The organism is Streptococcus rifensis (genome assembly GCF_053203525.1).
Map to the genome: position 1 here is coordinate 125,508 of NZ_JBRUCW010000003.1, position 14,895 is coordinate 140,402.

Annotated in this window: 11 protein-coding genes and 1 pseudogene; 1 reads left to right on the forward strand and 11 read right to left on the reverse strand. The window is 41.7% G+C overall.

Features of this window, described 5'->3' with window-relative positions:
* The first annotated feature begins 12 nt into the window (after positions 1 to 12).
* Positions 13 to 1,500, forward strand: coding sequence for a glucose-6-phosphate dehydrogenase (zwf, locus tag ACVRYP_RS02850; protein WP_447467265.1), 1,488 nt, complete (start codon positions 13 to 15; stop codon positions 1,498 to 1,500).
* Between the two features lie 63 nt (positions 1,501 to 1,563).
* Here zwf and ACVRYP_RS02855 read toward each other — a convergent pair whose 3' ends face one another.
* The 11 genes and pseudogenes from ACVRYP_RS02855 to ACVRYP_RS02905 form a co-directional block, all read right to left on the reverse strand.
* Positions 1,564 to 3,483 (reverse strand): fructose-1,6-bisphosphatase, encoded by a 1,920-nt coding sequence (locus ACVRYP_RS02855; RefSeq protein WP_447467266.1) that lies wholly within the window; start codon positions 3,481 to 3,483, stop codon positions 1,564 to 1,566.
* Positions 3,484 to 4,328: 845 nt separating this feature from the next.
* Positions 4,329 to 5,039, reverse strand: coding sequence for a methyltransferase domain-containing protein (locus ACVRYP_RS02860; RefSeq protein WP_447467267.1), 711 nt, complete (start codon positions 5,037 to 5,039; stop codon positions 4,329 to 4,331).
* A gap of 18 nt (positions 5,040 to 5,057) precedes the next feature.
* Positions 5,058 to 6,908, reverse strand: a complete 1,851-nt coding sequence (gene ftsY, locus ACVRYP_RS02865) for a signal recognition particle-docking protein FtsY (RefSeq protein WP_447467268.1) — start codon at positions 6,906 to 6,908, stop codon at positions 5,058 to 5,060.
* 1 nt (position 6,909) lies between these two features.
* Positions 6,910 to 7,725, reverse strand: a complete 816-nt coding sequence (locus ACVRYP_RS02870) for a Cof-type HAD-IIB family hydrolase (protein ID WP_447467269.1) — start codon at positions 7,723 to 7,725, stop codon at positions 6,910 to 6,912.
* Entirely contained in the window at positions 7,722 to 8,513 is a 792-nt protein-coding gene (locus ACVRYP_RS02875; RefSeq protein WP_447467270.1) for a Cof-type HAD-IIB family hydrolase, read from the reverse strand. Before ACVRYP_RS02875 ends, ACVRYP_RS02870 begins: the two co-directional genes overlap by 4 nt.
* Positions 8,514 to 8,850: 337 nt before the next feature.
* Entirely contained in the window at positions 8,851 to 9,435 is a 585-nt protein-coding gene (locus ACVRYP_RS02880; RefSeq protein WP_447467271.1) for an SDR family NAD(P)-dependent oxidoreductase, read from the reverse strand.
* 11 nt (positions 9,436 to 9,446) lie between these two features.
* Complete coding sequence (locus tag ACVRYP_RS02885) at positions 9,447 to 9,656, reverse strand: DUF1801 domain-containing protein (RefSeq protein WP_447467327.1); 210 nt, start codon at positions 9,654 to 9,656, stop codon at positions 9,447 to 9,449.
* A gap of 53 nt (positions 9,657 to 9,709) precedes the next feature.
* Positions 9,710 to 10,809 (reverse strand): annotated as a pseudogene (locus tag ACVRYP_RS02890) (IS630 family transposase).
* 562 nt (positions 10,810 to 11,371) lie between these two features.
* Complete coding sequence (locus tag ACVRYP_RS02895) at positions 11,372 to 11,746, reverse strand: iron chaperone (RefSeq protein WP_447467272.1); 375 nt, start codon at positions 11,744 to 11,746, stop codon at positions 11,372 to 11,374.
* A gap of 41 nt (positions 11,747 to 11,787) precedes the next feature.
* Complete coding sequence (gene rlmD, locus ACVRYP_RS02900) at positions 11,788 to 13,143, reverse strand: 23S rRNA (uracil(1939)-C(5))-methyltransferase RlmD (protein ID WP_447467273.1); 1,356 nt, start codon at positions 13,141 to 13,143, stop codon at positions 11,788 to 11,790.
* An 87-nt stretch (positions 13,144 to 13,230) separates the two neighbouring features.
* Complete coding sequence (locus ACVRYP_RS02905; protein WP_447467274.1) at positions 13,231 to 14,892, reverse strand: LCP family protein; 1,662 nt, start codon at positions 14,890 to 14,892, stop codon at positions 13,231 to 13,233.
* Between the last annotated feature and the right edge of the window lie 3 nt (positions 14,893 to 14,895).

A 14,895-nucleotide genomic window follows, 5' to 3' on the forward strand; every position in this document is an offset into this window, starting at 1 on the left:
ATGGAAACGACTATGCCAGCAAAAGTACTTTTTACCTTTTTCGGAGCTAGTGGTGACCTTGCTAAACGCAAGCTCTACCCTGCCCTTTTTCGACTCTATAAATCAGGCCATTTAGCTGAAAACTTTGCAGTTATTGGAACTGCTCGCCGTCCATGGACCAAAGAATACTTTGAAGAAGTGGTCATTGAATCGCTCGGAGAACTTCCTGACAACCCACGTCAAGCAGCGGAATTTGCTAGCCACTTCTACTACCAAAGCCATGATGTTAATGACACAGCGCATTACCAGTCCTTGAAGAAACTACAGGATGAGCTAGCAGAGCAGTATTTTACAGAAGGGAATAAAATTTTCTTCTTATCCATGGCTCCTGAATTCTTTGGGACCATTGCTAAGCACCTCAAGTCAGAACAGATTGTAGACGGTCAAGGTTTTGAACGCTTAATCATTGAAAAACCTTTTGGAACAGACTTGGAAACAGCTGAACAACTGAATCAGGAATTAGCGGAAGCTTTTGAGGAAAATCAGATTTACCGCATTGACCACTATCTCGGAAAAGAAATGGTGCAAAATATCTTTGCGGTTCGCTTTGCTAACCCCATTTTCGAGCAAATGTGGAGCAACCAATACATCGATAATATCCAGATTACATTTGCCGAAAGCATCGGTGTTGAGGAACGTGCAGGCTATTATGACACGTCTGGTGCCCTCAAAGACATGGTCCAAAACCATACCTTGCAATTGCTCTCCATCTTGGCGATGGATAAGCCTGAAACCTTCGATGAACATGCCATCCGTCAGGAAAAAATCAAGGTTTTTGAAAATCTCCGTCACCAGTCTGATGAGGAGCTGAAGAAAAACTTTGTCCGCGGGCAATATGTTGCTGGTCGTATCAACAAGCACGACTACATCAGCTATCTTGATGAGCCAAATGTCTCTGAAAACTCGCAAACAGAAACATTTGCGGCAGGTACCTTCTTTGTTGACACTGAGCGGTTTAAGGATGTGCCTTTCTTCTTCCGCACAGGCAAACGCATGACCGAAAAAGGCACTCGTGTGAACATTATCTTCAAGCCCACACAGAATATTTTTGGTCAAGAGTTTGAACAAAATGTGCTAACCATTTATATCCAGCCGACAGAAGGGTTCTCTCTTCACATCAACGGAAAACAAGTGGGTACTGACTTTAATATCACACCTGTCGATCTGAAATTCCGCCATAGTGGCCAAGCGACTGCTAACTCGCCTGAAGCATACGAGAAACTAATGTTTGACGCCCTAAATGGTGATTCAACTAACTTTAGCCACTGGCGTGAAGTCAAAGCCAGCTGGGCATTGATTGATCGTGTCGTTAAACTCTGGAAAGACAATACTGTCCCTCTCCACACGTACCCTGCTGGCACCATGGGCCCACAAGCAGCCTTTGATATGCTGGAAGCCTTTGATACGCAATGGTACTGGCATCCTGATGAGTGGTACCGCGAGCATGGTTTGCTGGATTAACTGAATTTACCATAGAAATTTAGAAACACCCTCTCATTAATGGATGAAAGGGTGTTTCTTAGTTTAATAATCTTCAAAATTTCGATATAGCCATTCTAGGTCGAGAATTTCCTGGGATAATTCTTGTCCGATCGTTGTATCACAAATCAATTTTCGATGAGTTGCTTCTTCAACTAGACGTTTGGTTGCCATGATACCAGACTGACCATTTAAAACGGTCGTGATAGATTGGAAAGGAAGGTGAGCCACAAGCTCCAAACCAAAGCTATTTGAAACAAGTGTATAACCTGCTCTTCCAGTCTTTTGCTGATAGCCTTTTGCAAATCCGCCATCAATGACTAATAAGCGTCCATTAGCTTTAATCGGGTTTTCCCCATCAATTTCACGGACTGGGGTATGACCATTTACAATGTGGTGCTCTTCACTTAGGCCAAAGGCTCTTAAAATCCTATGACAAGTTTCTTCTTGATCACGTAAGTGATAATAGGTATTTTTCTTTTCCTGATGGGTCTTCCTGTCTGAAATGTAATACCTTTCAAAAGTCGTCATTGCTTCCTTTCCAAATAAAGACGAGCACTCTCCTGTCCACAGATACCAAAAAACATCTGTAACTTCTGATTCGCCGACAGTTGGATGATAGTAAGCAGTCCTTATCCGGTCCTCAAAGGCATCTAACAAGGCCTTCCCTGCGTATGATTTGTCCCCTAACTGCATACTTTTAAAGCCGCCATCTTCTGTTAGTGGAATGCAGCCATGGTAAAGGAGAGTGTCATTATAACATAGATACATTGAACCTTTTTCAAAGAGAAAATCGATGTGCCGTTTAAGCTTTTCAGAAGACTGAAAATTAGCCATAAGATGTTGCAGAAGGCTTTCTTCGGCAGAGCTTAGTCGGCAAGGATTATCATTGTCAAGACATACTGTCGTGAAGTCCTTTAGAGGATAAGTCTCCTCACCAATCCTAACCGTATTATCTCTCATAGATACATTCCTTAAAAGGCGCCGGTGCTCCATCTGCCATTCTGGATGGCGTGCAATAACAGCATCTTCCAATTTAAATTGTAATACAGCTGTCGCCTGTTGGAGCTGATTAAGTATAATCGCCTGTTCCTGAGCTATCTCCTTACCGTCTAAAATCGGTGTAAAAGATGGTAAAGGTTGATAATATGCCTGACAATAGGAGATCAAAGGCCTAAGGTTAATACCATAACTGTCTTCAATTAAACTCAGATTATTATAGCGAGCAGCTATTCGGATAACATTCACCATACAAATCAGAGAGCCAGCCATAGCTCCCATCCAGGTGATATCATGGTTTCCCCATTGAATATCAACAGATCGCAAATCAAGCAAGCGTTCCATAATTAGGTCTGGACTTGGTCCACGATCATAAATATCGCCTACTACATGTAAATGGTCCACCGCTAATTCCTGAACAAGACTAGAAAGAGCTATGATTAATTCCTCCAAGCTACCCAACGCTGTGACCTTTTCAACAATAGCTCTTACATAATCTTCCTTATCTTTTTGTCGTTCAATCTCAGCCAATAATTCCTCAATAATATAAGAAAAGGTCGGCGGCAATAGCTTTCTGACCTTAGATCGTGTGTATTTACTAGCTAAGTATTGAACTAGTAGAATAATCTGTGGTAACTGATGATGCAAACACTTTTGCAGTTCTACAGTTCCCATAACCGCTCGATCTCTCGCAATCTTTTCCTTTGGAAAGTACATGAGTTGGGCAAGTGCTTCTTGTTCTTCATGCGTCAAACGATTTTCAAAACACTCTTCCATTTTTCTTCTCAGAATACCTGAGCCATTCCTTAAGAGATAATCAAAAGCCCCAAACTCACCATGCAGGTCACTGATAAAAAATTCTGTCCCCTTGGGAAGCAGTTGGATGGCTTCCAGATTTATAATTTCAGTGAGAACAGCAGCTTTTGTAGGGAATTTATCTTTTAATAATCGGTAATATTTATCCATAGCTTTTCCTCCTCTGATGATAATAAGGACTGTCTATTTCATAACAGCGCTCCCTTTTGTCTCTTTCTATAACGCTAATCAAGGAACATCAATATACTAATGAGTCGCTTCAAATTCCATTTCTCTAAATAACCTGTTTATGGAGATCTAGCATTACCTGAATCGACAGCCAAGACAAATTTTAAGTATTTTTCAAATCTATAATGAAGTTCTAATCCAAGTACTAAGGCTACAATCAAGCAACTTAACAATTTGCAGATTCTAAGATATTGCTACAAAAAATCGAGTTCCGTCCTAACTCGAGTAACCCGCATTCAAATTTTTCTACCAAAAAATCACTAGATACTGTCCATATTAATACCATCACTACTTCTTAGTGTACAAGGTTTAACAAAAAGACAAGGAACCGCTTACATATTCTATTGTATCACAATCCCATTCAAAGATTAAAATAAACTGCTTCTCTAAAATAGATTTTTAGTTGATGTATAAAATGATATGCGAAAAGTAACGAATCTGAATAGCATTTAATAAGTTGTTCTGGAAAATCTTCCAGGATAGCGTGAGGTTTTAAAAATCCTGTTGCTACTTTTTCCAAAACTGCATTATCATTTTCTTTAGACTCATTCTAGACACTTATCTAGTAAACGATGCTATTTTTCTTGTTAATGCAAATTAATAAATGGTTAGCCCTCGCATTTATTGTTTAGAAAATTTAGGCACCTAACTACTCTTTTTTCTTCGAACTGTTTAAAAAGTTAAAAGTTACTATAGAATGTTATCGTGAAAAGCATTCTTCCATAAACAAAACCCCTCCATTTTAATAGAAGGGTTTCATGATGATGCTATTTTCGCAAGGTATAGTGATGAAAGAAGGCAACATCTCGATAAGGGGACTTGTCGGCTACACCTAGTTCTAACTTAGTCATTCGCCGTATCCAATCGCTTTCGCGTTTAAATTTATTGTCTTGCAAACCGTAAAAGGTCCGGATACCACGATAGTTTTCAATGGACAAGCCACTGTGAGGCAAGAGACTTTCCAAATCATAAACCTGCCCGTGTCCAAGGGCTGTCGATTCATAAGAACCATCCCCAGAAATCAAGCGAAGTGCCTGTATACTTTCATTTTCAAAAACAGCTTTATGCATCGCCTTGCCAGCTGCATTATGTTTGACCAAAGAGAGTTGTCCTCCAGGCTTTAGGACTCGGGCAAGTTCTCTTAGGTAAATGGCTCTGGAATCAGATGAGACATATTCGAGTACATTATGGCAAATAATCACATCAAAATAATCATTGGGAAACTGGCTGAGAAGTTCAAGACTTCCTGTCAATTGACGGTAACTATCTTTACCAAAACGGTCTGAGACCATGTCTGCATTTGGTTCTATAGCTATGACCTCATTATTAGCTGATAAAAAATCTGCCGTTAAACCAAACCCTGAGCCAAAATCGAGCACTTGCTTGTTCTTGATATCCATGAGATGCGCAAATAGAATCGTGTAGAAAATCTGACCCCACGGGGCGTGAATATTATCTTTGTAGTGTTCTGTGTGCATTATCCTAACCTCACCTACCTAAACTAAGCCTTCCAAAAGTCCACGCATAAAGTCTTCTGAATCAAACTGACCAATATCATCGATCTTTTCACCAAACCCAATCAGTTTAACAGGAATATCCAATTCTTGACGGATGGCTAAGACAACACCACCTCGAGCTGTTCCGTCAATCTTGGTCAAGACTAAGCCTGTTAAGGGGGTGATTTTTGAAAATTCTTTAGCTTGTACAAGAGCGTTTTGACCGGTTGACGCGTCCAAGGCTAACAAGGTCTCATGAGGTGCGTCTGGGAGCACGCGCTTGATAATACGACCGATTTTTTCCAACTCAGCCATTAAATTGTCCTTATTTTGGAGACGACCTGCTGTATCAATCATAAGGATGTCAATGCCTTCTGCTACAGCCCGTTCCATTCCATCATAGACCACGCTGGCTGGGTCCGATTTTTCAGGTCCCGTCACTACAGCAACATCAACTCGACGGGCCCATTCAACTAACTGAGCAACGGCTCCAGCACGAAACGTATCGGCTGCGACGAGCATGACCTTTTTGCCTTCTTTTTTATATTTATTGGCTAATTTACCGATGGAAGTGGTTTTACCAACACCATTAACACCAACAAAAAGCATAACCGTTAATCCCTCTTGCAGACGGATTTTCTCGGCTTCAAAATCGCCATCCTGCTCATAAATATCGACTAATTTTTCAATGATGACACGACGAAGGTCCTCAGGTTTTTTGGCATTTTCTAATTTCGCTTCTTGCCGAAGTTCTTCAGTTAAGGTGGTTGCGACCTGAACGCCTACATCACTGGTGATGAGCAGTTCTTCTAGGTCCTCAAAAAACTCCTCATCTACGGTACGGAAATTAGCAAAGAAAGCATTGAGTTTGGCACCAAAGCCAGTCCGTGTTTTCTTAAGGCTGCGCTCATATTTTTCTTCTGTTGTTTCTTGACGTTCTTGCGCAGCTAACCGTTCCTCTTCAGTAGCTCGCTCGGCAGCTAATCTGTCTTCTTCAGCTTTACGGGCTTCTGCCTCTTCAACTGCAGCAGCTCTTTTTTCCTTGTCGCGCAAGATTTCCATGGCCCGCTCTAAGCTTGATGGCACATGGTCAACCGTTTCTACAGACCTTGGTTCAGTGGTAGAGTCTGTTACTTCCTGATGACCCGAAGGCAGGGATGATTCGGTCGCTTCATCGCTCAGTCTCGTTTCAGCCTGATGTTCTTCGTCCGCAGCATGGTAGGCATCCGCTTCTGTTGGGAAGGCTTGTCCTTCAACTAGATCTGCTTCATCAGTTTGAATCAATTCTGGTGTGGCCTGCTCCTCAGATTGTGACATCACATCTTCTGGGACAAGGATTTCTTCCTGCGGGAAGTCCCGATTTGCTTCTGGAACAACTACCTCGTCTTCAAAAAATACTTCTGCTGAGGCAGCTTGATCTACAATTGAAGATTCTTCGGAAGACGGCTTTGTTCCATCTATTTGAGTAATGGTTTCCGCTATTTCTGTCGCAAAACTGTCTTCTGCTAGATGACTAATTGATTCCCAATCAGTCGTTTCATGGTCAGTAAGCGCATCCTGAGGAAAGCTGAGGTGTTCTTCTGGAACAGCCACTTCGTCTTCAAAAAAATGTTCTGCTGAGCTGGCTTGATCAGCTAAAAGGTTATTCTCAAAGGTTTCCTCTAATTCATCAGCCTCTGGTGCTTTGGCCACATCCTCAGCAAAACCATCTTCTGCCTGTTCAGAAACCGTCTCCCAATTCATCGGATCTTGGTCCTGGTCAAGTTGATGCTCTTGGTCAGGTGCAACCTCGTCTTTACTGTGTTCGTCTTGATCTTTCTTTTTTCCAAATAATCGGTCAAATAATCCCATTCTAATCCTCTTTCAAAATATAGGTCTTGACTGCCCAAGCGACAGCATCTTCGTCATTGGTCATTGGCGCGACAATGTCTGCAGCATTTTTAAGTTCATCTGTCGCATTCCCCATAGCAACCCCATAGCCAGCCCATTTGACCATGCTCATATCATTAGCTTCGTCTCCACAGGCCATGACCTCTTCTTGTTTTAGGCCTAGTATCTTAATCAAACTGGCCAAACCATTTGCCTTGTGGACGCCTTTAGGGTTCCATTCCAAAATAATCGCTCGTGATTTAAAAATCTCAAAGCGATCATGAAAACTCTGCGGAATGTTAGGGAGTTGCCGATCAATCAAATCCGACTTACAAGAACTGACTGCCTTGTTGAAGGTCTGTTTAGAATCTAACTCTTCAAAAGCTGTGGGCATGTGATTGAGACTGGCATTGCAGGTTGGATAAAGGGTCGGTACAGGCGAATGCAAGGCATAAACATCCCCATCATCTAAAAGATCAAGGGATAGACCAAGTTTATCCGTTAAGGCTTTAATAGCCTTAACTTCTTCATAACCAAAGGTTACCTTATCTAAAATCTCTCCGGTATTGCGCTGGATGAGGCCACCATTAAAGGTAATGGCAAATTCGTCTTCATGGACCAAGTCCAACTCTTCTAAAAAGTCACCGATAGCTGCTAGGGGACGCCCTGTAGTTAGGACAACTTTTACGCCCTTATCACGCGCTGCTCGCAAAGCTTTCTGGTTTTCAATGGAAATCTGTTTATCTGAATTCAACAACGTGCCATCTAAGTCAAGTGCCAATAATTTTATCTCGGTCATACATTCTCCTCAATGTAGGTCTGAACTGCTTCGGTCTCACAAGAGCCAATCACTAAATCTGCAATCTGTTTGATTTCTTTCCGAGCATTTGCTGTCGCTATTGCCGTTCCCGCAAACTCTAACATCCGATAATCATTGAGATTATCTCCAAAGGCCAGGACATGGTCAGGAGAGAGATGCAAATACTGACAAAGACTTGCTAACCCAGTTTCTTTGTCAATGTCTTCCCGGATAATATCGATCGATTGAAACCCAGTGGTCATGGCTGTGACACCAGGAATTTCTTGCGTCAGCCAATTAGCGACATCAAGGACTTGGTCTTCTGAGAAATTAGCAGTGATTTTAAAAATATCGTCATCTATTTCTGAAAAATCAGAAACCTGGACCACATTTTCGTAATAGCGGGTGATAAATGTCAGATAGTCAGAAGAAACAGTGTCTAAAACATAACCAGCCTTTCGTCCTGATAAAAGAAAGGCTTCACATGGAAAGGGGCTATCTCCCAAGCGGCTAATAATAGAGAGATAGAGCTCTGGCGTCATGACGGCTTCAAAATGGCAAACGTCCTTTTCCATAACCAGACTGCCATTTTCAGCAATAAAAATGATCTCATCCTTAAATTCTGCAAACAAGCCCTCAAGTGCCAAGTAAGAGCGTCCACTAGCCACAGCAAACTGAATGTTTTTATTAGCTAATTGATTTAAAATCCGACGAAAACGGGCCTTATCATAGCTTCCCTCATGGTCTAAAAAGGTGCCATCCATATCCGTAGCAATTAATTGAATCATCCTTCCTCCCACACCCTCTCTCAAGGAACATTGGTACTATTATTATATCATAGAAAACGGAATGGGCCCACCATTGGCAGGTTATTCTCATACATTTATCAATTCCTAAATCCAATAGTTTTATCCTTTAGTCGCACTACCTCAGTCAATTCAAAGCCATCGTCTCGTTGCTGGATAGCGCATTGTCTTATTTTGTGTTTCTTTCCCTATACTTACTGAAAGCAGCAAATAATATTACCCATTACAGTTCTCAATCATATTAAAAACAGGCTGTCTTATTCCAGATTTAAGACAGCCTGTTTATTCGACTATGAGTTTGTATGATTTCAGAAAATCATTAATATGTTATCATTTCACTATCGCTAACTAATTCAGCACCATTCATATAGGCATTTTCAGCTGAAGCAACAAAATAGACTAGATCGGCAATGTCTTCCACTTTTCCTAGATGTGGGGGAAGTGGATTGATGCTTTTTAGATAATCTGTTGCATTTGGAACATTCTTCAAGGATTCATCCACCATCGGAGTACGAATACCACCCGGTAAAATCACATTGACACGAATGCCATCTGGAGCATAGGTATAAGCAACATGCTTCGTTAACAAATTAACGGCTGCTTTAGAAGCACTGTACCCAGCATCATTACCACAGTTTGGACCAGAACGTTTTGAGGAAACAGATGAAATATTGATAATACTAGCATCCCCATGTTTTACCAAGACTTCATAAGCATATTTACTACCTAAAAATACACCGTCTACATTACAGTTTTGCATCATTTTGAACTCTTCAAAAGACATGGCATGGATATCTTTTCCCATTTCAATACCTGCATTATTCACCAGTACATCTAAATAACCATAATTGTCTTTTACAAATCCAATTAATTTTTTCCAGTCTTCTTCTAATCCAACATTCATAGGATAGCATGTCATTTCAAATGACGACGGCTTTTGCCCTCTAATAAACCGTATGGGTCTACTATCTCGGCGCCATGACTAAATTCCACAGATACATGTTGCTTATAAACAAAAATGCCACAAAACGGTTCAGGTGCGGCAAACAAAATACCGCCATATTTCACTTCTTTGTCTACTGTATCAACCAGTTGCAATATTCTCTCGCGCACACTATTGGCAATTTCATATAAGGTAGGATTGTCACTTTCCCAGTCTTACAACAGATTTTTTATACTCATCCAACATCAAAATCTGAAAACACCCAATTTCTATGAACAATGGGCTTCAACACAGACCAATGCAGGCTTTGTATCACCTCTTGTAGCTTGTCAATGACCTCACCAAGCGTCTTAAAGGCCTTATTCTTAAATCCTCTCTTACGTATCTCACCCCAGACTTGCTCAATCGGATTCATCACAGGCGTATAAGGAGGAATGAACGTAAAGCCAATATTGGCAGGTTTCTCTAAGGTCCGTGATTTATGCCATACAGCGTTATCCATCACGAGTAAAATATAGTCATTCGGGTAGGCTTCAGATAATTGCTTGAGAAACGCATTCATCCAATCGGTATTACAACCCCCAGCAATGATGAAGAAAGATTCCGCTGTGTGGGCATCGACAGCGCCATAGCAGTATCGGTATTCTCGGATATAGTGGCTATGAATATGAGGACGCACTCCTTTTGGTGCCACGCCTTCCCAAGTTTACTGATCCGTCCGAACCCTGCTTCATCTTGGTACAAAAAAGTTTGCTGGGGAGAGCAGACTTTTTCCTGAGCCTAGAAATAAGAAAGCGAAGTCTAACTTTATGGTAACGACGGCTATGTTTAAAGCGCTTTCTTTTCTTCTTGAAGGTAGATTTTATTTTTAGACGCCAAAATTGTTTTGACATCTGCCTTTTTAGGATGTTCGGGTCTTGGTGTCACTTTGTGCCAACCGTGACGCTTCAACAGCGCATAGAATCCTTCTCGGGTTGTCTTTTTCCCGATTTTAGTTTGATAAGCCTCATGCATCTTTGCAATGGTGACAAATTGTCCTGAAGCACTACCAACAAACTGTTCTTTTAAGAACGCTTGTTCTTCTTCGTATGTGAGATAAGAACGATGACGGCCTCCTCGTACATCATGGGTTAGAGCAGAGAGACCTTCTTGTTTATATTTTTTCACCAAACGCCAAATGGTATCATGAGATAAACCGATTAAGTCAGAAATAGCTTTGTAGGTCAAGTTTTGTGAGCGTAAATAGACCGCTTGAATCCGTTTATGATAGGAAGAAAGGTGGTTATCTTTTAGAGCTGATTTGAGTTCTGTGATTTGATCTTGTGTAAATGTCATATAAGTATTATATATCAGATTTTGATTTTTGTTAAGTATTACTTTTTGGTTCAGGGTTTCCTCCTAATTTGAGTTTTCCACTTCTTAGCACCTTTCCACTAAAAAATTGAAAATATTGCTTCTGTTACTAGGATTATAATTAAAACCAGGAATATTATAAATTAACTGATGCCCTAGAATATGTCCAGTCTAAAAAATTGACTTTTGGTATTTTGACCCTTTAGCAGAATGGTTCTGATCTTTACGTCTTAAAGAATTAGCAGATAATAGCGCTCTTCCTCCCGTCGAACAATTATTTTTAAGATCAAAATTCTCTGCAAACTCAGAAAGACTATCAAGCTCCGATTTGAAAAAATTTTGGTTAAAATCTGATGTAAATTTGGGTGGGTAAAAAGCACCTCCACAGTACATACTCTTTAATTCACTAAAGCAAATGACTCCTATTTTTTTCTAAAACAACAGAATCCGAAAATATCGGCTCAATTATTTTTAAACTAGGATACTTGTTATCTGTCGTTGATTATACCTCCTTAAATAGCAATGCCACTTATACTTTTTGATGCTATCTCCAAAATTTAGTAAATCCTGCTTTTTCTTCCATTTGAAAGGTAATCAGCTTTCTTATAAGATCATAATCTATCGTTTCTTTCCATTTTATACGAATAATATTGTCCGTGTATGAATAACCACTTTTTTCAATATCTTCTTTAAACTGTTTAATTGTTGCTACTTCAGGACTAACTGATATATGTTGCTTACTAACACTTAGGCCAAAGATATATGTTCCATTATGGGTTACCATAGGTTGATTCCACTTGATGACGGGTTCCAATTCAGGAAATTCCTCCATTATCCAATGGAGGATGGTGGCTACCTTCTCGCGGTGTTCGAGATTGTCAATCCCTTTTAAATATTCCTCAAATGGTTGTCGTGTCATAATTTCCTCTTTTCATATTAAATTTGCCATTCTTCCTCGGTTTACTCCTTGACTAACAAACCAACTGCCTCAACATGATGCGTCTGCGGGAAGAGGTCAACGGGCTGGACTTTTTGGAGCTTGTAGCCAAGTTCTTCATAGAGTTTGATGTCTCGCGCCATGGTGGCCGGGTTGCAGGAGATGTAGGTGATTTTCTTCGGTGCTACTTCCACCGAGCTTCGGATAAAGCTTTCGGTCAGGCCTTTACGCGGAGGATCAACGACGATGACGGTTGGTTTGATGCCTTCTTTGACCCACTTCGCCATGGCATTTTCAGCTGTATCACAGACATAGGTGGCGTTAGTGATACCATTTCGTTCCGCATTTGCTCGGCTATCTGCAGCCGCACTTTCGACCACTTCAACCCCATAGACATGCTGAACGTCTTTAGCAAAGGAAAGACCGATGGTTCCAATACCTGAGTAAGCATCAACAACCACATCGTCTGCTGTCAATTCTGAGAAATCAATAGCCGTTTGGTAGAGTTTTTCCGCCATTTCGGTGTTAACTTGATAGAAAGATGGCGCTGAGATGGCATACTGGTTACCCAACATGGTGTCTGTGATGCTGTCTTTGCCATAAAGGGTCCGAAACTCAGCTCCAAAGATGGCATTGGTATTTTTATCATTGATGTTTTGGATAATGGAAACCAGGTTTGGAAAGGCTGCGACCAGCTGGTCAATCACTTGCTCAATCCGAAAAAGCTTAGGCCGTGTCGTCACCAAGACCAGCATGAGCTCGCCCGTGTAATGTCCACGACGGACAACGAGATTGCGGATCAGACCGGTCTGCGCGAGTTCGTCATAAGGCTTGAGGTCAAAACGGCGCAACAGGTCTCTTGTCATGTTGATGAGGGCATCAATCTCAGGGTGTTGGATATAGTAGTCCTCAATCGGCATCAAGTCATGGGAATTTTTGCGGAAGAAGCCTGTTTCTAGTTGGCCATTGACCCGTCGCACGGGGACTTGGGCCTTGTTGCGGTAGGCAAGAGGATTGGCCATGCCGAAGGTTGGCAGGACTTCTATTGCTGTATTTCCAGCGATTTTTCTAAGGCTATCTTGGACCTGTTTTTGCTTGAAGGCTAATTGGGCCTCATAGGTGAGATGGCCAAGGTCAGCAATCCCTGTGCGCAGGTAATCTAGGTTGAGGTCTTGGTTTCGATCCTCTGAGGTTTCAAGTAAGGCTTCGACCTTGCCATAACCAATCGATTTGTTTACCTTGAGCACGCGCATTTGGATACGCTCACCAGGCAAGGCATTATCGACAAAAAAGACACGGCCATCAACCTTGGCCACTCCTTTGCCTTCATGACTGAGGTCAATGATGTCAACCTCTATAATACTGTTTTTTTCTAACATCTTTTTATCTCTTTCTTTACTGCTCTGCCATTTCCCAAAAAAGAAAAGGCCAGAGCTAAACTCTAACCCTTATTATACCATAGTTCATTACCGCAAGCCTAGTTCATAGAGCTTATCTTGGTAGGCTTCAAAGTCAACCAGCAGGCCTTGACCGCCATACATATCGTACTCGTCAACCCAATCACCTGCCGCTGGGACAGTTGTCTGTTCAATCCCATTAGAGGCATCCCCTAAGACAGAAATACTCTGTCCAATGATAAAGGAGTAGGGGAGATTAGTTGAGGTCATGCCCATGATTTTTCCGACAGCTGCCGAGCCTGTAAAGAGTTTGGTCGGATCTTTGACTTGCTGTAAAATAGCCGAAAGAACCTGTTGTTGGCGCTCAGTTCGTCCAAAATCTCCTGCATCATCCTTACGGAAACTCGCATAGTTAAGAAGAGTCCTACCATCCATCTGCTGTTTCCCAATTTCGATGGTCTGCTCGGGTACGACACCATCTTTCATATTAAGGTCATCTGGTACCTGAACCGAATCAACTTTATTACCATCTACTGTCGCAAACTGAGCATCAATGGTGACGCCATTTGGAAAGAGGGTGTCAATAGCTGCTGCGAAGGTCTGGAAATCAACCATGGCATAGTATTTGATATCAATATCATAGTGGTTTTTTAAGGCAACTCGGATAGCCTCTGCTCCCTGCTTGTCATTTTGCTCACCGATGCTAAAGGCAGCATTAAGTTTCTGATCATAGTAGGTATTAATCCCATCTTCATAACTGACTTCAGGAATATTGATCAAGGTATCACGCATAAAGCTGACAATCTTAATTTTACCGTCAGAATTACCGATATTGACCACCATGATTGAGTCTGTTCGTGCTTCAGCACTGACTTGACCAATCCGCGAATCCGTTCCTAAGACCAAAATATTCGTTCCATCCCGAGAATCCTGACCGTCAAAAAATTCGACTTCTGCTGCTTCAGCCGCCGCCTCATTGCTTTTGGCATCATAATAACCTTTGAGGAACATCAAGAACATCCCTATCAGGGAAATTAAGAGGACGAGACCTGCCACCTTTAAGACCTTTTTACCCCAGCCCTTTTGAGGCTTAGGTAGTTTTGGCCATTGTTTCGGTTTATGGGCAGGTTTCTTTTTAGACTGTCTGTCAGCAAGACGATGCCCTGATTGTCGTGTCTCAAGGCGATTTTGTGGATTAGCTTGATGTGCTTGAGTTTCTTTGTGCAATTGGTGCGCCAAATCCTCGATGGATGAATAGATTTCTACATCAGGCGTTTGAGCTTGTGCCTGCGGTGCTTCTTGTTTCTTGATTTTTGGAACTTGTGGAGCTACAGCAGAACGAGTTGCCGCTGTTTTAGGAACTTTAGGGATCTCTTTGGTAGGAGAGGTCGGTAAAGCATAGTAGTTTTTTTGCTTTTGCCTTCTTGAGCGCCTGCTTTCTAGGACAGGCAGTCCTTCGGGCGTGAAGCCTTCTAGTTCTCGAACAGGCTTTTTCTTGGCCCTTGGCTCGACCTGACGTTTGCGACTGGATGGCGAATAAGCCGGTAAGCTAACAGGCTTACGGCGTTTTTTAAGAGTTCCTTGTGGTGCTGGAATGGCATTTCCAGCAATTTTGGCTTCTAAATAATGCAATTCAGCCTTATCTCGCTCACTGAGAAAATGGATATTTTTTTGTAAAAAATCGTACCGTAAATTCTCGTGATGGCTGAGATGGTCGTATTGTCTTGCCATTTG

Bases quoted from the DNA above. Each gene is read 5' to 3' on its own strand.
- zwf (WP_447467265.1), top strand. From the start codon at position 13: ATGCCAGCAAAAGTACTTTTTACCTTTTTCGGAGCTAGTGGTGACCTT.
- ACVRYP_RS02855 (WP_447467266.1), bottom strand. From the start codon at position 3,483: ATGGATAAATATTACCGATTATTAAAAGATAAATTCCCTACAAAAGCT.
- ACVRYP_RS02860 (WP_447467267.1), bottom strand. From the start codon at position 5,039: ATGCACACAGAACACTACAAAGATAATATTCACGCCCCGTGGGGTCAG.
- ftsY (WP_447467268.1), bottom strand. From the start codon at position 6,908: ATGGGATTATTTGACCGATTATTTGGAAAAAAGAAAGATCAAGACGAA.
- ACVRYP_RS02870 (WP_447467269.1), bottom strand. From the start codon at position 7,725: ATGACCGAGATAAAATTATTGGCACTTGACTTAGATGGCACGTTGTTG.
- ACVRYP_RS02875 (WP_447467270.1), bottom strand. From the start codon at position 8,513: ATGATTCAATTAATTGCTACGGATATGGATGGCACCTTTTTAGACCAT.
- ACVRYP_RS02880 (WP_447467271.1), bottom strand. From the start codon at position 9,435: ATGAATGTTGGATTAGAAGAAGACTGGAAAAAATTAATTGGATTTGTA.
- ACVRYP_RS02895 (WP_447467272.1), bottom strand. From the start codon at position 11,746: ATGACACGACAACCATTTGAGGAATATTTAAAAGGGATTGACAATCTC.
- rlmD (WP_447467273.1), bottom strand. From the start codon at position 13,143: ATGTTAGAAAAAAACAGTATTATAGAGGTTGACATCATTGACCTCAGT.
- ACVRYP_RS02905 (WP_447467274.1), bottom strand. From the start codon at position 14,892: ATGGCAAGACAATACGACCATCTCAGCCATCACGAGAATTTACGGTAC.